The organism is Chamaesiphon polymorphus CCALA 037, from assembly GCF_003003845.1.
GTDB lineage: Bacteria > Cyanobacteriota > Cyanobacteriia > Cyanobacteriales > Chamaesiphonaceae > Chamaesiphon > Chamaesiphon polymorphus.
Window position 1 is genome coordinate 1 of sequence record NZ_PVWO01000042.1, and the last position, 21,561, is coordinate 21,561.

At 47.4% G+C, this 21,561-nt stretch carries 18 protein-coding genes; 7 read left to right on the forward strand and 11 right to left on the reverse strand.

What is annotated here, in order from left to right:
- Positions 1–128 precede the first annotated feature (128 nt).
- The gene (locus C7B77_RS05420) at positions 129–2,171 is read left to right on the forward strand and encodes a hypothetical protein (RefSeq protein ID WP_106301124.1); all 2,043 of its coding nucleotides are present in this window, start codon (positions 129–131) and stop codon (positions 2,169–2,171) included.
- Here the strand turns inward: C7B77_RS05420 and C7B77_RS29110 are convergent.
- The gene (locus C7B77_RS29110; RefSeq protein WP_146138196.1) at positions 2,154–2,339 is read right to left on the reverse strand and encodes a hypothetical protein; all 186 of its coding nucleotides are present in this window, start codon (positions 2,337–2,339) and stop codon (positions 2,154–2,156) included. The two genes, C7B77_RS05420 and C7B77_RS29110, sit on opposite strands and share 18 nt — an antisense overlap.
- A gap of 418 nt (positions 2,340–2,757) precedes the next feature.
- Between C7B77_RS29110 and C7B77_RS05425 the strand changes: the two genes are divergently transcribed.
- Both C7B77_RS05425 and speA read left to right on the forward strand, forming a co-directional pair.
- Complete coding sequence (locus C7B77_RS05425; RefSeq protein ID WP_106301127.1) at positions 2,758–3,597, forward strand: peptidoglycan-binding protein; 840 nt, start codon at positions 2,758–2,760, stop codon at positions 3,595–3,597.
- Between the two features lie 297 nt (positions 3,598–3,894).
- A complete protein-coding gene (speA, locus tag C7B77_RS05430; RefSeq protein WP_106301130.1) occupies positions 3,895–5,910 on the forward strand; it encodes a biosynthetic arginine decarboxylase in 2,016 nt (671 codons plus the stop codon).
- 235 nt (positions 5,911–6,145) lie between these two features.
- On the opposite strand, the gene C7B77_RS05435 is transcribed toward speA, so the two are convergent.
- On the reverse strand, positions 6,146–6,754 hold the full coding sequence (locus C7B77_RS05435; RefSeq protein WP_106301133.1) for an RNA polymerase subunit sigma-70: 609 nt from the start codon (positions 6,752–6,754) through the stop codon (positions 6,146–6,148).
- 133 nt (positions 6,755–6,887) lie between these two features.
- On the opposite strand from C7B77_RS05435, the gene C7B77_RS05440 reads away from it, so the two are divergent.
- The 3 genes from C7B77_RS05440 to C7B77_RS05450 all read left to right on the forward strand — a co-directional run bounded on the left by C7B77_RS05440 (position 6,888) and on the right by C7B77_RS05450 (position 9,247).
- Complete coding sequence (locus C7B77_RS05440; protein ID WP_106301136.1) at positions 6,888–7,430, forward strand: thioredoxin family protein; 543 nt, start codon at positions 6,888–6,890, stop codon at positions 7,428–7,430.
- 209 nt (positions 7,431–7,639) lie between these two features.
- Positions 7,640–8,860, forward strand: a complete 1,221-nt coding sequence (locus C7B77_RS05445) for a BaiN/RdsA family NAD(P)/FAD-dependent oxidoreductase (RefSeq protein WP_106301139.1) — start codon at positions 7,640–7,642, stop codon at positions 8,858–8,860.
- 114 nt (positions 8,861–8,974) lie between these two features.
- A complete protein-coding gene (locus C7B77_RS05450; protein WP_106301142.1) occupies positions 8,975–9,247 on the forward strand; it encodes a hypothetical protein in 273 nt (90 codons plus the stop codon).
- Positions 9,248–9,301: 54 nt separating this feature from the next.
- Here C7B77_RS05450 and C7B77_RS05455 read toward each other — a convergent pair whose 3' ends face one another.
- Together C7B77_RS05455 and C7B77_RS05460 are read right to left on the reverse strand one after the other, a co-directional pair.
- Complete coding sequence (locus tag C7B77_RS05455) at positions 9,302–11,680, reverse strand: carotenoid oxygenase family protein (protein WP_106301145.1); 2,379 nt, start codon at positions 11,678–11,680, stop codon at positions 9,302–9,304.
- A gap of 183 nt (positions 11,681–11,863) precedes the next feature.
- Positions 11,864–12,988 (reverse strand): THUMP domain-containing class I SAM-dependent RNA methyltransferase, encoded by a 1,125-nt coding sequence (locus C7B77_RS05460; protein ID WP_106301148.1) that lies wholly within the window; start codon positions 12,986–12,988, stop codon positions 11,864–11,866.
- A gap of 199 nt (positions 12,989–13,187) precedes the next feature.
- Here C7B77_RS05460 and C7B77_RS05465 point away from each other — a divergent pair, with 199 nt between their 5' ends.
- The gene (locus C7B77_RS05465) at positions 13,188–14,051 is read left to right on the forward strand and encodes a metallophosphoesterase (protein WP_106301151.1); all 864 of its coding nucleotides are present in this window, start codon (positions 13,188–13,190) and stop codon (positions 14,049–14,051) included.
- A 206-nt stretch (positions 14,052–14,257) separates the two neighbouring features.
- Here C7B77_RS05465 and C7B77_RS05470 read toward each other — a convergent pair whose 3' ends face one another.
- From C7B77_RS05470 to C7B77_RS05505, 7 genes are all read right to left on the reverse strand, one after another.
- Positions 14,258–14,944 carry a hypothetical protein gene (locus C7B77_RS05470; protein ID WP_106301154.1) on the reverse strand — a complete coding sequence of 229 codons (687 nt, stop codon included), beginning with the start codon at positions 14,942–14,944 and terminating at the stop codon, positions 14,258–14,260.
- A complete protein-coding gene (coaD, locus tag C7B77_RS05475) occupies positions 14,914–15,366 on the reverse strand; it encodes a pantetheine-phosphate adenylyltransferase (RefSeq protein WP_342761346.1) in 453 nt (150 codons plus the stop codon). The genes C7B77_RS05470 and coaD overlap by 31 nt, the downstream gene beginning before the upstream one ends.
- Positions 15,367–15,679: 313 nt before the next feature.
- A complete protein-coding gene (locus C7B77_RS05480) occupies positions 15,680–16,876 on the reverse strand; it encodes a homocysteine biosynthesis protein (RefSeq protein ID WP_106301160.1) in 1,197 nt (398 codons plus the stop codon).
- Positions 16,877–17,420: 544 nt separating this feature from the next.
- Complete coding sequence (locus C7B77_RS05490; RefSeq protein ID WP_106301167.1) at positions 17,421–17,996, reverse strand: hypothetical protein; 576 nt, start codon at positions 17,994–17,996, stop codon at positions 17,421–17,423.
- 187 nt (positions 17,997–18,183) lie between these two features.
- Positions 18,184–19,416: a DUF4336 domain-containing protein gene (locus C7B77_RS05495; RefSeq protein ID WP_106301170.1), complete on the reverse strand. Its 1,233-nt coding sequence runs from the start codon at positions 19,414–19,416 to the stop codon at positions 18,184–18,186.
- Between the two features lie 182 nt (positions 19,417–19,598).
- Positions 19,599–20,459 (reverse strand): aminotransferase class IV, encoded by an 861-nt coding sequence (locus C7B77_RS05500; protein ID WP_106301173.1) that lies wholly within the window; start codon positions 20,457–20,459, stop codon positions 19,599–19,601.
- Positions 20,460–20,619: 160 nt separating this feature from the next.
- Positions 20,620–21,507, reverse strand: coding sequence for a group II intron maturase-specific domain-containing protein (locus C7B77_RS05505; protein ID WP_219891998.1), 888 nt, complete (start codon positions 21,505–21,507; stop codon positions 20,620–20,622).
- Positions 21,508–21,561 lie beyond the last annotated feature (54 nt).

The following is a 21,561-nucleotide window of genomic DNA, read 5'->3' on the forward strand; positions in this document are numbered from 1 at the left end:
TTTAACATTTAGACAGGTATCACCTAAAACCTAAAACCTAAAACCTAAAACCTAATTTAAGCTATCTCCTCATTGTTGGATCGCCAAAACCCAAACTACACTGGAGATTGTAGCTTTGTACCAGTCGCGTGTTCAGTCAACCATCCCTCATTCTCGATCTTCTCACCAGTGGGTGGGTGGTACTAGTATTTATCATTTTGTTTGGCTTATTACCGCTGTTGGCTTTTCGGCAGGTATCGATCCCGTCTTTGGCTAGTCGCATTGTGGGAGCTTTCGTGCGGACGACTGCGACGATCGGCATCGGCGGTATATTGTGGACGAAGTTGGGTTTATTTACGTGGATAACGGCGGTGTTATGTTATCTGACTGGTTTGGGGATTGGCTGGATTGCTAGCGATCGCTGGCAGTATCGCGGCAAATTTCAACAGCTCAGCCAACAAATCGCGCTTTCCACGATCGATATTTTCGATCGGGGTTTATCGCTGCCCCAACTGTCGCGGTGGCTGCTATCTCCGTGGCGAGCGATAGAACGGTTAGTCGCAGATCGACTACTAGTTGGGACGCCGCAACGTATCGTTCCGAATAGTAGTGGGATGCAGATTCCCAGTCGAGCCGTTGTGCCCAAAGAACGTCTGCACCCGAACGATTCAGCAAACTTAGAGCGGGGGAGTCGGAGTTTGGCCGCAACTCGTCATCATCGCTCTCGTGCCAGTTTACCATCGCTACTGTTAACAGCAATCGTCATGCTGTCGATCGGCGCAATCTCTTTATGGCTGCGATTCGAGCATCCCATCACCGAGTTTCGATTCAGTCATCCCGATACCTACGGTCGATTGCTGGTCGTACAACAGATTTTGGCACGGGACTTACCCCAAATTAATTATCTGCCGATTTTCCCTAGCTTGGCGGCCTTTCTGACGGCATTGAGTGGCGTTCATCCGCTCCAAGTCGTCCACCTGTTGGGGGCAATTATCGGCACTTTGCTAGTTCTGGGTGTTGGTTATACAATGCGCTGTCTGAGCAAAAATGGTGCGGCAGCATTGGCAGCTAGCTATAGTCTGGGAGCCTATCTGTTTACCTGGAATCTGCCGATTCCCAGTCGGCTGCCGCTAGGCGTTCGTCAATGCCTGGGTACGCTGCGAGACACGCTCGATCTGGGCTTGATTCGATCGTGGGCAGCCAGTGAGTCAGAACTAGGCGCACTGTTTGTAATTCTGGCGATCGGTTGCAGCACGCAGATTGCTAAATCGTCGCAGCGAACCGCCTCGATCGTTAATACTAGTTGCTGCGCTCTCCTCGCGCTAGCTCTCGATCCTACACTCCCAATTTTAATTTTATTTGGGTGGTTTGGCGGAATTTTTGGCCGACAAATGGCATTGTTTAGTTTGAGTATGGGTTGGCTGATTTTAGGGGTATTAGCCACCATTCCGACTAGTGGCTTTGCGATGCTTACGGGGATCTTAACTACGCTCCCGATCGGCTTGAGCTTGCTAGTAGGCTTATTATTTATCGCGATCGCTTCAGCCGGGAGATTATTATTGGCCAATTGGTCGGCACCAATTTGTTTGACCATTTTTCTCGCGATTACCCTCAATTTTTTCCTACCGCCATCGCCCCAGATCGATTATCTCGAATACGATGCCGCAGCACGCAAAGCAGTAGAGATCGGCTATCTATTTCCCCACCAGCAATGGACTGTGGTCGCACCGATCGAACAATTGTCTCAAGTTTACGGTCGTGGTTGGTATGAAGATGCCGCTCGATTTACCACCCGATATCGCGATCGAGTTACGACTGCTAGCTTCGTATTTCCACACCAAACGACACTTCTGATCTTTGTCGAAAAACGTCCTTTTATCTCTGACAAGCCGGAGTATCCCGTGCCGTATTCAGTTTTGATCGATCCTACCTATCGTAATTATCGATCGCCCAGCGGACGCACCCAACTTGCGGCAGCAATGTTACAAATGTGCGAAACTTACCGCCGCCACCATCCAGATCTTCACACAATTTATTATGAGAGCGATCGATTGCGGATTTATCAATTTTCGCCAGCCTCCATGGATAATAAAAAGTCCCAACTTACCATCAGTAAGTTCGGGACGAATAATCAGGGTGCATCTACCACTCCTATATCCATGCTCCCCACCGCACTATCGGGACGAATTTGAAATTAATTTAGATATTTCTGGAGCGGGGAGCGATGCGCGCTCGTCTGGTTTCCAGACGGTTAAGCGCATCAAGACAGCAAGGGTGGATGGGTGGATGGGTGGATGGGGACTAAAGAAGGTAGTTTCAAACCCTTTCCCTTTTCCTCTTCTGTCTTCTACCTTCGGCATTGCTGAATTCAGGTATGATTTACCTTTGACACAAGCCCTGAAAATTAAGGTAGGGGTAATTCATGAATTACCCCTACCTTAATTTTCGAGGGCATTTCATACATCAATTCAGCAACGCCCTACCCTCTACCCTCTACCTTTAATAATAAAAAGCCCCAACTTACAACAAGGCAAGTCAGGGACGAATAATCAGGGTGCATCTACCACTCCTATATCCATACTTCCCACAACACCATCGGGACGAAACGCCCAAAATTATTAATTTCGAGCGGGATTTAAGGATTTAGCGCACCACGCAGGATCGATCGGATTATGTTGTTAGTAATCGCCACCCATCCACCCCGACTTCGACTCACTTCAGCTTTGTTGGCGTGCAAGTCGCGAAAGTTGCAATCCATCCACCTATTCCCTTAACTAGATGACTACAGTTAAAGAAGCGATCGAGGCTATGATTCGAGAGCGGAATGTCGAAACCGGACGCGTTAGCGGCTTGAGTCGGCAAATTATCGCTCAAATGAATACCTTGCAGACTGGTATTTTAGTTAACTTTGAGAACTTACCAGGGATTAACTCTTCAGGAGCAGCCCATCTCAATCTCTATCTTCAAACTGGAGCCAAAGAAGCTTTGCGAGCCGCACTGCGATCGGGGATCGCCCAGCAACCCAGCCTAAAAATGACTATTAATTCGGCCTTTCGGACGGTTGCCCAACAGCACATTCTCTATCGCGTTTATCAGCGCGATCCCAAATTAATCCCTTTAGCCGCCAAGCCTGGAAATAGTAACCACGAAGATGGTCTGGCGATCGATGTGAATAACTACAATGTTTGGAAACCCTATCTGCTGGCTAATGGGTGGCAATGGCTGGGCGGGAACGATCCGGTACATTTTTTTAACACTAACGGACGGGATGATGTCAGTACTTTGGGAGTGAAAGCTTTTCAGAGCTTGTGGAATCGTTACAATCCCACCGAGCGAGTGACTGTCGATGGTAATTTTGGCGACCAAACCGCCGCCAAGATGGATCGGTGCCCGATCGGGGGCTTTGCGGTAGTCAACGTGTTTCGCCTGGGCGATAATGGAGCGGTTGTGACGCGGATTCAGCAGCACTTAAGCAATGTTGGCTTTCCAGTTGCCGTCAATGGCCTTTTCGATCGACAAACTAAGGATGCGGTAATTAAGTTTCAACTCAAGCAAGGATTGGCTGCTGATGGTGATGTCGGCCCGATGACTCTAAAACTTTTGGGAATTAAGTTGTAAGCACGCTCATTTCTAAAATCCGCTCTCTATCCCTGCCCTCTGTCGATCGTCTCGATCTACAGAGCGGCTCTCTCGATCGACCGAACTATTGCCGTCACTTCGACTGATTATCGCACTCTAGCAAAAGTATTTATAATATAGATATTACACCCTATAGTTCTATTCGCTCTCTGGGGTATCTTAAATACATCAAGGTGCATCGAATCGATCGAGCGATCCTTGAATAATGCGCTAAACTAACAGACGGTAAGCCGTTCGACGACAGGAGAAATGGGATAGGCAGTGGCAGAAAAAAACATGGAATTAGAGCGAGCTGAGGCAACCGTAACGGCTGAGTTAGATCGACTATTGAAAAATACTGTAGATCCCAAGGATAAAGCGAAAGTGGGTGTAAAAAACCAGCACCAACCCGAACGACCGAAAGCACCTTGGACGATCGAGGATAGCGAGAATCTGTACCGGATTCAAGGTTGGGGCGAGCCTTATTTTTCAATTAATGCTGCGGGACACGTTACTGTAGCTCCACAGGGCGATCGTGGCGGCTCTCTAGACCTCTATGAGCTAGTCACATCTCTCCAGCAGCGTAACTTGGCTTTGCCAATGCTGATTCGGTTTTCAGACATTTTAGAGCATCGGATCGAGCGGCTCAATGCCTGTTTTGCTAAAGCGATCGCTCGTTACAACTATGGCGGCGTCTATAAAGGGGTATTTCCCGTCAAGTGCAACCAACAAAAGCACCTGATCGAAGATCTGGTTAAATTTGGCAAGCCGTATCAGTTTGGGTTGGAAGCAGGTTCCAAACCAGAATTAATGATTGCGATCGCCATGCTCAATAACCCTGGAGCCTTGCTAATTTGCAATGGCTACAAAGATCGCGAATATATCGAAACCGCGATGCTAGCGCAGAAATTAGACCAAACCCCGATTATCGTTCTCGAACAAATCGAAGAAGTTGACATCGCGATCGAAGCAGCAAAAGCACTCGGTATCAAACCCAATCTTGGCGTCCGCGCCAAGCTCAATGCTAAAGGGATCGGACGCTGGGGCGTATCTAGCGGCGATCGCGCTAAATTTGGGCTGACAATTCCCGAAATCATCATGGTGGTGGACAAGCTCAAAGCAGTCGATATGCTCGACTCCTTGCAACTACTGCACTTCCACATCGGCTCGCAAATTTCCTCGATCTCCGTAATCAAAGATGCGATCGGCGAAGCCAGTAAAATCTATGTCGAACTCGTCCAACTAGGGGCGAACATGAAATATCTCGACGTCGGTGGCGGCTTAGGTATCGATTACGATGGTTCGCAGACCAATTTTCATGCCTCCAAAAACTACGATCTCCAAAACTACGCCAACGATATCGTCGCCGAAGTCCGCGAAACTTGTAACGATAAGAATATTCCCGTACCGACCCTAATTAGCGAAAGCGGACGCGCGATCGCCTCCCACCAATCGGTGCTAATTTTTGACGTCCTCAGTACCTGCGAAGTCCGCACCGACTTACCTCAACCCACTACCAATACCGAACATCAGATCGTGCGGAATATGTGGGAAACTTACGAAAGCATCACCCCAGAAAATTTTCGGGAAGCTTTCTACGATGCCAACCAATTTAAAGAAGAAGCCCTCAGTCGCTTTAAATTTGGCTATCTAACGCTCACCGAGCGTTCTCGCGCCGAACAACTCTATTGGGCTTGTTGCCAAAAAATCCTCGACATCGCCAAGCGAGAGGAATACATGCCCGAAGATTTGGAAGAACTCGAACAAATCATGGCATCGATCTACTATGTCAATTTGTCCGTCTTCCAGTCGGCTCCAGATAGTTGGGCGATCGATCAACTCTTCCCCATTATGCCAATTCATCGCTTGGGTGAAGAACCAACTCGACGGGGCATTTTGGCCGATCTGACCTGCGATAGCGATGGCAAAATCGACCAATTTATCGATCTCAAAGACGTCAAACACGTCCTCGAATTGCACGCCCTAGAACCAACTAAACCCTATTATTTAGGTTTATTTCTCGGCGGTGCATATCAAGAGATCATGGGCAATCTCCACAACTTATTTGGAGATACCAATGCCGTCCACATTAAGCTCACCCCCAAAGGTTATAAGATCGAACACGTCGTCAAAGGCGATACGATGACTGAAGTTGTCGGTTACGTTCAATATGATGTTGAAGATCTAATCGAGAGCATTCGTCAAAAAGCCGAACAAGCACTGCTCGAAAATCGGATTGAAATCAGCGAAGCCCAACGCCTTTTACAAAACTACGAACACAGTCTCTCGCAGTATACTTATCTGGCTCCATAGCCAGATAAGTATGTAAATACTGTCTTGGCTCGCTAAACTGTCGGCAACACCGACGTTTTAGCGAGCCGCTGTCTTGACCCAAACACATGCAGAGGGAGCGATGCAGTGTGGGCGGGTGTGTCTTGTCTTGTCGCCCACAAACGGGAGGTTGTCTTGATGCGCAGCTTCACGAATTACCCCCCCCAAACCAGGTTTTGAGGGCAATTCATATCTAAAATCAGCAATGTCACCTAAATTATTTAGCCAGATAAATCTCGCGAATATCGGCTGGTACCGCAGCTTCTAATTGCTGATAACCTTCAGTTAGATAGGCGGGAATTTCTGCTGCGGGAATCGATCGTCCTTCACCTTGTAGATATGCCGAAATCCGCTGCTCGTTCCATTTGAGACTCTGAGTCATGACTACTATCAAGCGCGACAACGGCGGTACGCGATCGAGTGCGAGTTCCAGATAGCACCACAATGGTGGCGGCGCGGAGTTTAGAGCATAACGGATCTGTGCTGGCGCGGGCACTTCAATCCGCTCGATCGTGTTTCCAGTAATATCCATCAGCCAGTTTTGCCAATTAGTTGCTTCCGGATCGGCAGACAATTTGACTTGTCGCAGTTCGCCAAAAATCTGTCGCCACGCGATCGCAAATAGATAATCTGCCTGAAGTTGAGACTCTACAGCATGTTGCACGACACTATGGACGATCGCGCCATAACGACAAAACAACGCCGTAAAAAACTTGCCCTGTTCGGGATGCTCTTGGTGTAAGCTCACTAACTCTCGATCGCTATAACCAGCCAACGATTGTAAAATCTCGCACTCGGCTTCGGGAAAGGTGGGGATTGACAACATCTGGAACTAGTTGACAGTTAACAGTTGACAGTTTACCACTCGATCGAACGCGCGATCGGATCGGGTTTTACACCAATTGCGATCGGCACGATATATTGAGTTTACATACTATCCTGACTTTTAATTTTTTCCTATGCAATCAACTTCTCCCGCACAACGGATGCGTAACTTTGCGATCGTCACGATCGCGATCGTCTTAGTAATTGCACTCGTATTGGGAGTTCGCGCCCAAAACTTTACCGACAGCCTCGAAGCTCAAGCCAAACAATCGCAACCGCTCGATATTGCCTTAACTAATGGCAAGCCAACTCTGATGGAATTTTATGCCGATTGGTGTACTAGTTGTCAGGCCATGGCTCCAGATCTCGCCGCCGTCAAGTCCCAATTTAGCGATCGAGTTAACTTTTCGATGCTCAATGTCGATAATACCAAATGGCTCCCTGAAGTCACCAAATACCGCGTCGATGGCATTCCCCACTTTGTCTTTTTCGATAATAGTGGACGAGTACTCGCCCAAGCCATCGGCGAGCAACCCCGCCAGATTTTAGAATCCAAATTAACCGATCTCCTTGCTGGCAACCCTCTATCCGATACCGCCGCCGCAGGCGAAGTCTCTAAATTTATACCCAAAGTAGTCCCCACCCAAGATAAAGCCGATCCACGCGCGCATGGCTAGGGATTAGGGATTAGGGATTAGGGATTAGGGATTAGGCTTTAGGCTGAAGGCTTGAGGTTTTAGGCAGAAGGCAGAAGGCAGAAGGCTTGTGGAACGCAGTTCCACCCATCCACTCATCCACCCATCCACTCATCCACCCATCCACTCATCCACTCATCCACCCATCCACTCATCCACCCATCCACCCATCCACCCATCCACTCCCCACAGTGCAAATCATCATTATCGGCGGCGGAGCGGCAGGTTTTTTTGCTGCGATTACCTGCGCCCAAACTTATCCCGATACTCGCATTACCCTAATCGAAGCGGGAAAACACCCCTTGGCTAAGGTCAAAATCTCTGGTGGAGGGCGGTGTAATGTTACTCATTCCTGCTTCGAGCCGACTCAATTAGTCCAATACTATCCGCGCGGTAATAAAGCTCTGCGCGGTGCTTTTAGCCGCTTTCAGCCCCGAGATACCGTCAATTGGTATGCCGAACGCGGTGTCAATCTCAAAACCGAAGCCGACGGACGGATGTTTCCGACGACCGACGACTCAGAAACGATCGTGCGGTGTCTATTAGACGCTGCGGCGGCTGCTGGCGTCAAAATCTGGACGGGTGAGGCTGTAGCCGAAATTAGCCCCCAACAGCCGTCAGGATGGTCTGTAACCCTCAAATCTGGGGCAATTTTGAGTGCCGATCGAGTATTATTAGCGACGGGGAGCAATCCCAGTGCCTATAAATGGGCGCAACAATTGGGACATGAAATCGCGCCCCCCGTACCGTCGTTATTTACCTTCAATATTCCCGATCCGCGTTTGGCGGAATTAGCAGGCGTCAGCGTCAAATCGGCTACCGTCAAGCTCGCGGGTGCTGGGAAGAATTCGCTGACGCAAACAGGGGCATTACTCATCACCCATTGGGGTGTCAGCGGGCCAGCCGCGCTCAAATTATCGGCCTGGGGTGCCAGATTGCTCGCGGAGGCGCGCTATCAAACCACTTTAATTATCGATTGGTTGCCAGAGTATCGCCCCGACAAATTGCGCGAATTAATCCTATCTGTCAAATCTCAATTACCCCAAAAAACGATCTATAACAGTTGCCCCGTGCCAATTCCACATCGGTTGTGGGAGTCACTGACCAGTCATATTGGCATTCAATCTACCGATCGATGGGCGGGATTGGCTAATAAAACACTCGATCGCTTAATTAACGAACTCAATCGCGGTGAATATCAAATTACTGGCAAAGGCGTATTTAAAGAAGAATTTGTCACCTGTGGCGGTGTCGATCTCAAGTCGGTAAATTTCCAAACGATGGAAAGCAAAATTTGTCCGGGGTTGTATTTTGCAGGCGAAATTCTCGATATCGATGGTGTTACTGGTGGCTTCAATTTTCAGAGTGCTTGGACGACAGGATATCTGGCGGGTTTGGCAATGGGGGCATAGGTAAAGGTAAAGGGTAAAGGGTTTCGATCGACAAATAAGTTTTGAGATCTCGATCGAGGTCTTGCGATCGAGAAACTAATTTGCTACAATAGAATGACAAGTTAATTAAAATATATGTCACAGCGTCTCAAGCGATGGGAATCCCCCCGCAAAGAAGGGAGAAATGACAAGGGTAAAGGCGGTTCGGCACGCCAACGCCAACTCAAAAAACGGACTCAGATGTTACGGCAAAAACTTAAAGACCAAGGCAAAGACGGCAACGGCCAAGGTCAACATAAAAAAGGAGAGAATCATGATTCTCTCCTTTTTTTATGCCGATCGCACGCGGTTTCAACCACTCGATCGCGGCAGATTTTTTTGAGGACGGAGTTTAAATCTCCGTCCTAAAACCCAGTTCTCAATTCTCAATTCTCAATTCTCAATTCTCAATTAATTTACCAACTACTTCCACAGATCGATTAACTCGGCTTCGGTAGTTTGTTTGATGTAATGAGGATAAACGACCTCGCTAAACAATGTTTTGGTATGGGGAAAGATCTTAGCTTGAACGACGGGATTGAAATCGCGATCGAGTGTTTGTTTGCGCATGGCTTGGCGTTCGGCTTCAGAATATTTACCAAATTCGATCTTCGGAATCCAGGTAGAGTGAATTGTCAGTCCGAGATTGATATTGGGATGGCTCAATCGATAAATTGGTTTATTTTTAAAATCGTCGGCGTGGAATACCCAGATTTCATCTTTTGCAATGGTATGGGGATTATCGGGTTCGGCGTCTGACATGATGACGCAGACGATATAACCGTGAGTAGCCGGATCTTTTCCGTCTGGGAGAGGCTCTTGGCTGGGAATAAATTGAGGACTGCGCGCTAAATAACCGATCGGAAATTCAAAACTGTCGGCAATCTCCATCCGCTCGGTATCGATTCGCAGTAACGTTGCTGGCATATCGGATTGAGGTAAACCTTCGATCGAGATGACGCGGTTGTCGCGATCGCGATATGCTCGATAAATTCGCTTGGGAATCGTCTCCCAAGTAAATCCCCACCCCATCCAGTACAAACTGGTAATTTTTTCGCCTGTTTCGAGTTGGCTATCGCGGTTGAGATTGCGGTGCGTATTGACAGATACCGACCAAGTATTGCATTTGCTGGGATTATCGCCGATATCGCTGAGAAAATGCGCCTCAAGGACTGCACCAGTATTGGCATCGATCGTATAGCGTGCGACGCTATTGAGATCGACGGGTGAAGGTTGGAATCCCCGAAATTCCTTCCGCAAGCATTTCTGCGGTGGTACTGATGGTAGCCCATTATTGACCCCCGCGATCGCTTCGATCCCTTTGGTGAGTGGGGGCGTTTTTTCGCAGTCGAGATTGACGGATTCATCGTATTCGCCGATCCATTCAGTTACGTCCCAGCCGCCATTATGCGCCGACATCAGGGTAATTTTGCCGTTGGGATTGCGATAATCGGTAACAAAGTGCGAAACTTCGCGGGGCAAAATAATTTTAACGGCGGTAATGGTTGGTTCTTCCCCTGGCGAAATGGGTCGATCGAGATCCGATCTCTTGACTAAATACAAGTTAGCATAGGGAATTGGCTGGATTAATTGTAGAAATACTAGCGATAACCAGTAGCCAATTTTGACTGAATATTTCCGAATTCCACCAAATAAGAATGGTGCAAAAATTTGGGATAGTTCGATCTTAAAAGCAATATCGCCGACGATAATATAATCTTCCGTCAATGCCATCTGGTGAATGGCTTGTTGGATGATGACAGGTTCGCCATTTGGCAACACTAACCGCCATTTCTCAAAAGTTTTGCTGTCAAATCGATACCGCACCAGACTGGTAAAAGCACCCCAAGGATTTTTGAGAATTACGCCATCGCGACCGAGTTTACCTTTATACCAGCGTCTGAATCGATCGATCGCGCTGAGTAAGCTCAATCCCGCAGAATAGTTAGCGGTAATAAATTCCCCAGCAGGCGCATCGGTACACTGTAAATGGTCGCAAACGGGGTGAGCGGGATTGGAATAAGGCTGAAAAACTTGCGTCAGCCAAGCGGGTTGTTTTGGTGCTAATCCTTGCCAATTGCTGGCTGCACCGATCGGTTCTAGCAGTTCCAGAGAGTCAGGATCGATGATATGCGGACGTGCGGCATCGAAGGTTGCTAGTAGATGCTCTTTGGTCGCCACAAAGGCGGTATTCATTTGGTTGCGAGTGCCTAACAATAGGCTGTGACGCACCATCCCACCATCCAGAAACCGATAGCCAATCTTGTCGAATTTAGGCACTAATTGAGCGGCAAGATCGGCATAATAACACGGTGTTTTCATCATCCGCGTTTTGAGAATCGCGCGTCCATCCTCAAATCCCAGCCGATACAGCATCCCATCGCCATTGAGCACCATTCGATCGCCCCTAGCATATTGATCTGCACTAAAGGTCGTCACGGGTGGTAACGGACAAGCAAAAAAAGCATATCCCCACAAATCGGCGGGAAGTTGCCAGCTAACAGGGATTTGAGACTGAATCCGATCGGGTAAACGATCGCGAAGTTGCGTGAGAGTCTCCAGATCGAAGGTTAATAATCTGCCATAGATTGGCTGTGCGTCTACACTCGTTCGATCCAAAATAACGGGATCTAATGTGGCGGCTAGTTCGGGCGTTACATACCAACATACTTGCAGATTTAAAGGTGTGGGATCGTGCTCTCTCCGGCGTTTGCTCACGTCGTCGAGATTGGTACCGATCGCCGAATAGGGCGTAAAATTTACAGTCCCGCTAGCTGGATCTGCCGTTTGATTTTTAGACATGCAAAACTTTTCCACAGATAAAACAATCTGAGAGAGTTGTGGTTCAACTTTTGAAGAGGTGTTTGGCGATTTTTGTGTAGCTTTATTGTAGAGCAGAAGTTATCGCATACTTGGCAGTATCGATTGCCGCCCTAATTTAAGATACCCACTGCTAACTCTGTTTTCCTGAATGTCGGCGGAGATTCAATACAGCTCGTATTTCATCAGTTGACACGCGATCGTCCCATTATAAACAGTCGTGCGTTGTGCCGATCGCAAGCCGATCGATTTGGCTAATTCTTTATTACCACTGAGGACGAATGCCGTCCACCCTTTAAAGCGATTTTTGAGCACGTCGCCTAGCAATCTGTAAAAAGCACCCAAATCTTCATCGCGTCCCAATCTCTCGCCGTAGGGAGGATTGCAGAGCAAGATCCCACGATCGCTAGGGGCTTCGACATCAGCTAATTCTCGTTGTAAGAAATTAACATAGCGTTCGACTCCCGAACTACGGGCATTCGATCGTGCCTGTTCGATGATGTCGTGGTTGCGATCGCTGCCGATAATTGTCGCTTGGAGATCTTGCTTTTCGCCTGCTTCTGCCGACTTGAGCAATCGATCGAATAGTTCCGCATCGAAGTCTAGCCAGCTCTCAAAGCCGAAGCGATCGCGAAAAATGCCCGGAGCGATGTTTAGTGCCTGCATCGCCGCTTCTAGGGGCAATGTGCCCGAACCACACAGCGGATCGACAAATGCGAGATCGGGCGTCCAACCGGACATTTTCATCAAAGCAGCGGCTAGGGACTCTTTGAGCGGTGCGTCACCGACAGCCGATCGATAGCCGCGTCGGTGGAGGCTACCGCCAGAGCTATCGAGATTGACGGTACAAGTATCTTTCTCGATATGAACGTTGATGCGGACATTAGGATCGGCGATATCGACATTCGATCGCGCGCCAAATTTTTCAGTCTGTTGTTTGGTAATCGCTCTTTTGACCTGAATCGCCGTAAAGTGGCTGTGATTTAACTGTTCGTTTTTCCCCGTCACCGTTACTGCTAGCGTCAACTCTGGCGTCAGATATTCGCCCCAATCGATTTGTTGGATGCCATCATAAAGTTCGATATCGTCAGCACAAGGAAATTCTCCCAATTTGACCAAAATCCGAAACGGCAATCGCGCCCACAAATTGACACGATAGAGCAACTCGCGATCGCCCTCAAAAGCCACGCCGCAAAAGCCCTGAGTTACCGCTTGCGCCCCTAATTCAGTTAGTTCTGTTGCGGCTAACTCTTCTAAACCTCTAGCGACTGTAGCAAAGTACTCACTCAAAATAATTCCTCTGGTCGCATTCAGCCTAAATTCCTACCATTTTCCATTATTCCTTAAATTCAGTGTTACGGATCTAAGATGCGATCCACCTTTTTCGCATTCCTCACTCCCAACTCTTAGCGCGCTCGGTCACAATTTTCAGGAATCATCCTGGTTAGAATGGTAGCTAATCTTAACCAGTCATAATTGAGTCATCCAGATGAGTAACAAAATTATTAGGCACTGGCGAAAATTAATTCTCAATTCAATTAAATTTCTGCTGGTGGCGATCGCGATTTTATTTGCTACTAGCGTTTATGCCCAAGGTATAGAACCACGCTGGTTTGCAATCAAACAGATCGATGTCAAAATTGCCGGACTAGATCCAGCCTTTGAAGGATATAAAATAGTTCAACTCACCGATCTCCACGCCCGCTCGGCAGTGATGGATCGCAATCAGTTAGCCAAAGTTGCTAGACTAGCCAACCAACAACAACCAGACGCGATCGTCCTGACGGGGGACTACATCACCAAGAATGCTAGTAAAGCCGAAGAAATGCTCGCTAATGCTTTTGGGATTCTCAAAGCTAAAGATCGAGTCATCGCTACTATGGGCAATCACGATCGTGGGGAAAATAGCACCCCGATCGAACGCGCGCTCAAAGCAGGTAACGTAAAGTTATTAAATAATGACGTTTACTCGATCGAGCGGCAAGGGCATCTGCTCAATATTGCTGGCGTCGATGATGTCTGGTTCAAACGGGCAGATATTGCCAAGACAATTTCTAAATTACCCGCCACTGGCACGAATATTTTACTGGCTCACGAACCAGATTTTGGCGATATTGCCGCTAGAACCGATCGATTCGATCTGCAACTGTCTGGACACTCTCACGGCGGACAAATAGTTTTACCATTTGCACCCAGAGTGACACCCCCGTGGGGCAAGAAATACATCAATGGTCTTTATCGCATCGGCGAGATGCAGATTTACGTAAGTCCGGGGGTCGGCACTACAGGCCCACCCAAAGCCCGATTTAACTGCCGTCCCGAAATCTCGGTCATCGTTCTACATCAAGTCTAAATACTTTTTATACTAAAGCACTACATCCCCGACTTCTCCAAGAAGTCGGGGATGTGTTCGATGCGGGGATGTTTGGTATCGCATTCGCCGATCGATCCGTTAGCAACTAGCAAGTTGGGCTAACGCAGAGCGAGTTCGACTTGCAGACTCAGGCGCAAGCTATCTTGCGCACCAACAACATCCGCAGTTATCAATTATCAATTAATTCAACTAGCTTGCCGAAGATCGACATTGGACGACTCATGCTCTGTGCTGTTGAGCCGTTGGCGACCTTGTTGGATGGCTTGAAGAATATCGGTCAATCGTTCTTCCATCGTATATAAGACGCGATCGGCATATTCATCTGCGCCCGATTGAATCAGTTGGCATTCGGCGAGTGCTTGCTCGCGCATCCGTTCGATTTCTTGAATATTACGCTCGCGCACCCGTTCTATTTCAATTATTGCTTGTTGTCTGAGATGCTCGCATTCGGCGATCGCCATTTGCCGGATTTGTCTGGCTTCTTGTTCGGAGCGATCGATTATGCCCAACTCATTAGCAACTTGATAAGCGTGTTGATTTGCTTGCGCCAAGATTTGCTGAACTTGTTGCTGCGCTTCCCTAATCAATCGATCTTTGTACTGAAGAATTTCTTGAGCGGTATTAACTATTTCTGGTAAGTTCAACCTAATCGCGTCCAATTGTTCCAGCAGTTCTTCTTCATTGACGATCGTTTTTCCCGTCAATGGTACGCGCGGACTATTTAAAATTTTTGCCTCTAATCGATCGATTACGGCAAAAATATCTAAATACTCAATGGAGATCGGTTTAACTTCTGACTCGACGTTCCGATATTCTAAGATGTTAGATGGAGTTTCGTCAGCTAGAGTGGGGTAGTGGGATTGTTGTAACATTGGTAGATTTCTGATGCAACGTGAGGTGAAACAAGATGGTCGATCGAGCCGTTGAATCTAGCGATTTCTTTAACAATGCTACTGCTCAGGAAACCATACTCCGTGGAAGTTGCTAAAAACACCGTCTCTATATCTGTAGACAAAGTTTTATTCGTGTGAGCCATTTGTAGCTCTTTCTCAAAATCAGACATAACTCTGAGTCCTCTAAGCAACACCTGTGCGCCGATAAGATTAGCATAAGTAATGGTCAATCCATCAAAGCTATCTACTTCTACTTGTGGTAAATGTTTGGTAGCTGTGCGAATTTGGCAAAGGCGTTGCTCGACAGTAAATAATGGCGTTTTGCTGGGATTTCGCAGGACTGCCACTACAACTCGCTCGAACAGCTTGCTACCGCGTTCGATGATATCTAAATGACCCAATGTAATCGGGTCGAAACTACCGGGGTAAATCGCGATCGCTATATGTTTTGGCTTGTAGACAACAAGAGTTTAGACCTTCAATAACATAATTTACGATCGCATCTGAGGATATCGCCATTACTTCACAATTTCTTTACACTTCGATCTAAAATTTTGTATTTATTTGACATAACTTTATAAATAAATTGTGCTGGGTATGATTAGGCACTATAGCTTTATAAATAAGTTATATGATGTGTCCGTGATAGCATAATTCTAGAAACTAATTATGCTACGGATAAGTAGTTATTCTAACAATAGTACCAAGCCTAAACTAATCTTCAAGTAGGCTGGGCATTTGACGGCGATCTTGTGGAATAAATGTCCGATCTCGCGGTAATGAAGATACAGCTTCTGTCAACAAAAATTCCCCGCGATCGATGGCATTTTTTAACTCGATTGCGACCTGCCTCGATCGATAAATACTGGCTAGGGGAGCTACTCTGACAGTTCTCCCTTCAATTTTAATTTTTCCCGATTTTAATTGTTCGTAACTGACTAGTCCAAAAGTCGGACGCACCCGACGCGGAATCGAAAAATCGACGATTGGCGCGACGATATCGCGATCCTGTACCGCACACCGCGCCACAACATCCGCATTCAAGACCGGAATCGGTACCCCAACACCCAACATTAATGAAGGGCCATAATTTTTGAGATAGCAGCCTCGCACCCAATTAGGATCCATCTGTTTGGCATCGCCAATCAAAGCTAACGTCGCGCCGGGGCCAATGGGCGTGCGATTTTCGCCGCGTTTTTGCAGTGGAAAATGTTGAGTCCCTTCCCAGGCAACGTAACCAATCCCCCCGCCCAACCAAATTCGCGTCCCAATGCCAATGACATCGAGATCGGGGTCGTTTAATAGCGGCGAAATTGCCCCTGTATTCGAGTAGACCGCGTTACCCAATCGCGGCTGTAAGGGGCCTAAATAGGTGTACAACTGCCGATCGCCCCCATTTACCCCTACAATGAAGTTCTGGTACAAATTACGGGGGTTGTAGAGGTAAAATTGATTGATCGAATCTTTCGTAATCGTGGTATCGAAGGTAGCACGAGGATAACAATCTGTCCCTTGACCGATCGCGCGTAGCGTCACACCTTTGCCAGCAATTAAATCGGCAATTACATGAGCACCACCGCGCTCTTTGCGCTCGTCCCCATCGCCGATTTCGCCAGCAAAATCGACTAATTGCGTTGCCCCCAGATACAAATCGACAGCTCCAAACCCCGCATAAGCAGGTACTCCATCCAACGTACACGAGCGAATCTTGATCGGCGGATCTGTATGTCCTAAGTTGAGAATTGCTCCCGATGATTCCATCGGTTCAAAACTCCCAGTGGTAATTACATCTACTAGTTCGGCAATTTTGGCGATGCCTAATTCGGCAACTTTAGTCTTAACCTCGTCTACCGTCCATACCACTGCTCGTTTTTTGCCAATCTTGTCGTTAATTTGGTCGATGGTTTTCATGAGGAGTTGGGAGTTAGGAATTGGGAGTTGGGAGTATGTAGGTTGGGTTGCGGATGCATACGCCTTCGGCGGGGCGAAGCCCTACGCGCTGAGGTTTCCGCCTTCGGCACGTCTCGCTTTCGCTCGCCTACAGCGTGCGTTGCACCAAGCAGAGGCACGAAACCTAACAGCACCAACCTTATAAGTACACTTAGTCTTTAATATTTAATTCAGTAACCACATAGATTTCTGGTAATTCTCATCGATATCAATCGAGAAGTTTTGAGTATATTTACTCATTAGATCGATAGGATGGTGTTAAATCCAGTGGCGGGACATTTGGCAATTAGCGATCGATTAATATAGGAATTACTACCTATATAGGGTATGGATTTCAGCTTGTTTAGATAGTTCGATCGAACATTAGTATAAGCCAGATCGATCGCGCGATCGTTAATTTTTAGCTGCCATAATTTCGATCGATACTGTCACTCTATCCACTATCCACTATTCACTATTCACTTGCACCAGCCTCAATCGCTGACTTGATACCAGCAAAAAATAATTATCGATCTTTTACCCACAAAGCCAAGCCACCACCGCGTCCGCGTGCGGCGATACCACTTTCGCTAGCCCAGAAAAAAGCAAAAAACGGTAAATTGGCAACCGATAATCGGGCAAAATCTCTGCTGCCACTTTTGCCGCTGCGAATTTTACCTTGATAAACTGTTACTCCTAGTACTTTAATTTGAATCTCGGTAAAATCAAATGCTAGTAAATTCTTTTTCCCAGGATAGCGACAAGGCCCGGTAAATTGGATATAAATGCTTCCGACTAGTAATTTATTGGTAACAGTGCCCTCGATCGAGTCATCAGTCTCTCTGGTAAAAGTAATCGATGCTGGCGTAAATTTGGGCAGATAATAGCCGCGTCCTAATTTAATGCCACCGCGTTTTTTGTCTTTGCTCGCACCAGTGGCAAAGCAGAGCCGCCATTCACCTAGCAATGAGGCAAAGGGAATGTCTAGTTTATCTTTTTTAGCTGCTAGTTCTGCCTGTTGTAGAGCAGTTACCATTTCTGCCGTACTCGGACGATCGTGAGATTGAGCCGCACGTTCTAAGATATTGACAAAATCAGACATAATTGTGTTCGCTCGGCTCCGCTGGATTGAAGTATGTGTGCAAAACTCTAAGCACTAAAGCCTAACCCCTAAAGCCTAACCCCTAAAGCCTAAAGCCTAAACCCTAAAGCCTAAACCCTAAAGCCTAAACCCTAAACCCTAAAGCCTAAACCCTAAAGCCTAAAGCCTAAACCCTAAAGCCTAAACCCTAAATTTTATCTTTGGCGGCGACAATCAGTCGCAACCACACCAATTGCCGATCGATTTTTCGGAGTAGCTGCATGTCGGTGGCGGGTAATTCCGCAGGTGTAGAGCGACATTCGAGAAATGAGAAAGCCGCTCGAAATGCTTCAGGCGTCGCGATAACTGGCGCATCAAAGTGACAGGGAATAATCCGATCGAAATCCCATTGTACGATCCGATCGACCCAGGCGATCGTTTGTTGGGGGGCGCGGTTGAGAATTAATGTTTGGAGAATGGGAGCGACGAAGGCTCGACCATTATCTCGCGTGTCTAGGAATGTTTGTTCCCAGTTAGGTTTCCAGTCAAATGGATAAATGCCAAAATAGCTCTCGCGGCTGCGCTCTGGGGCGGTAACTGCATCGCCGAAGGTTTGAAACCAATTGCGAGTTTTTAGTACGCTGGGCTGGAAATATAGAGCGAATAGACAAATCCGCTGCCAGCCTTTGAGACGATTGGCGGGGGTATCGACGATCGGATCGCTGGCGCGATCTCTAGCATGAAATAATAGTGGGTAGGGTTCGAGTTCGAGCATCTGCGGTGGCGCGCTCGGCAACGACACGATCGTATCGGTAACTAATAGTGTCCGCGATCGACGGTGCAGAAAAGCTACCTCCGCAAATTGTCCGCGCCCAGAATAATTGGCTAAAGTGCTCGAAATTAGCAATGTCCCTAAAATAGCGTAATCGAACTCGTCGCCAAACGGCGTTTGAGAGCTATCTGCGGGTAAAATATACGTGCGATCGCTCGGAAAACCCAGCCAGCTTAATGGTAAATTTATTGGAAAACTCCATTGATCGGGTGCTACCCAGACTTGCGCCTGAGGAAATTTGCGTGCAAATGGCCCAACAAAGGCTTTGTGCTCTAACCCCGAAATCGTCGGCAGAATGATATATTTAACGTCGCCATGAATGGCAACTAGCTCATTTACCAAGTCGATACATTCTTCTGTCGGTGCTACGGGTGCATAGACGAGCAAACCACCACCAGAGAGCTTCACCACCGTCATCCGAATCGGTACTACTACATAAAAGATGCCCTGAAGCTGCTCGAATGTCCAAATTGTGTTTGGTAATATTTCCGTCCGAATCGTGCGTCGCTGACTGTAGGGATAGATCGGCACCGTAAACCAAAATCGCCACGATCGATCTTGCGATCCCGTCGCCTCAATTGTGGTGCTTACTCGTTCGTCCAGAGTCACCGTAGTCCCTCCAGCAATGCCCGTACATCAATCGCCATCTACAAAACTATCCATCTGGAGTTATCCGCAGGTGGAGCGATGGCTAATGCGTGAGTTCGCGACACTGGGACAAGATATATTGTCAATTATATATTCTTATCCGATCGCAATAATGTTTAGAGCTGAGATCGACGCGATCGAGCTTATGCCTGAATTTTGGCTGAAAAAGCTTGGCGCAGAGCGGTGAAGATTTTCCCATCCATAGTGGTAGCTAAATTATTGTCATCGATCGATCGTGCTGGCATTAGTTCGGCGATGCTACCAGTCGTGAAAGCTTCAGTCGCTTGCGCGAGATCGGCGGGAAATAAATCGCGCTCGATCGTTTTGATGCCTAGTTCTGCGGCTAGTTCCAGCAAGACATGCCGCGTGATGCCTAGCAACATGCCGCGATGGGGAGTTACCAATACATTATCGATAACGCAGAAAAAATTACTGCGCGTCGCTTCAGTAATATAACCATCGCGATGTGTAAACAGGATATCGTCGTAATCCGAGCCTGCCACTTGCCGCGCTGCATAAAAACCCGTCAGATAATTGGTAGTCTTGAGCATCGGTAACTCGCGATCGTAAGGCACAGTTTTCAACCGTTGGCCGGATTTGTACAGCTCCAGCCCATAGGGAGCCTCAGGATGCTTGGGAGTGACTTCATCCTCAAAAATCATCAAATGTGGCGTGAACCCCTCACAGGCATTATAACTGCTGCCGCTAGGTCGATCGCATTCACCGACAGTCAGATAAAATTTGACCGCGCTGTGTGGATAGGCATTACGCACGATTACCTGACGCGTCAGATCTGCCAATTCTGGTAATGTCAACAACGGAATATTTAGCATCTTGGCTCCACGTTCCAGCCGTTGCAGATGCTCTAGCAGATAAAATGGTTTCCCCCCATAAACCCGTGCTAGCTCAAACAATGTGACGCCGCGCGCAAAACCAAAATCCGCAGGATTGATGCGGATGGTATCGCGTTCTACAAACTGGCCTTCATAATAAGCGATCGACATGGCAAAACAGTCCTGTAACTTACCTTAGATTAGCTCAATTGGCACTTTGATGCATTGATTAGAGTCGATGCCTAGATTACTCTAGGACACCTCTCCTTCAGAACCGAGCGTGCAACTTTCACTGCACTCGGCTCCTAGTTTGACACCTACTGAGTCGGGTCTAACCCGCTGTTCGGACTCTCACCTGACCATGAATGGTCTGATGCTGGTGACATTCTCGATGCAAAACTTCCAAGTTTAATGGCTTCCAATTATCATGGTTGCCGTCAATGTGGTGTAATTCTGCGATGTCACCAGAAAAGAACGATAGGTTACATTCGGCACATTTATGATTCTGCTTCTTCAGAAGTCGAGCCGTTATTCCGTCATAGTTTGCATTTTCCCGTTTTGACCAGTACAAAAAGTCTCCATCGTAAGGGGATTTATCTCCCGTTACATTGTTGAATCTGCAAGCTGCCCATTTTACAGCGGGAAATGCTCTATTAATAACCTTATTGGTTTGGTTGCGGTCGTATCTTCCTTGTTTGCGAATGAACTTCCATGTCCAGTAGGCTATTGCCCATAGGTTATGTTGGCTCATATCGCAGAATCGATGATAGTTTCTCCACCCTCGAACTATCGCACCGCACTTGTCAATGCGTTGTTCTAAAGTGAACCGACTGTCTTTCATCACTTTTTTAACTTTAGCCTTAATGCTGATTGTAGCTTTTTGACTTGGTGTCGAAATGAATTTACCATTGGGTTTAACTATGAAGTGCCACCCGAGGAAGTCGAAACCATCTGTACTATGTACGATTTTGGTTTTGGCTTCTTTGACTTTTAATCCTCTCGTTTCCAAGAAGTTATCAATGTGTCGTCTGAGGTCTTCGGCATTGTCTTGAGGTTTCAGCAAAAATACCACGTCATCCGCATAGCGGAATCCTTTGATAGTGTCTTCACTGCTACCTCCTCTTGCGGGTTTGTATCTTAGTTCGTGACCGACATTTTCTAATCCGTGTAGGACTATATTTGCCAGTAGCGGACTGAATGGAGTAGGAACAAAGCGCACCTCTAAACCTTACGGTTTATGTGTTTCTTCATTCCTCTCCCCAAACCGGACGTG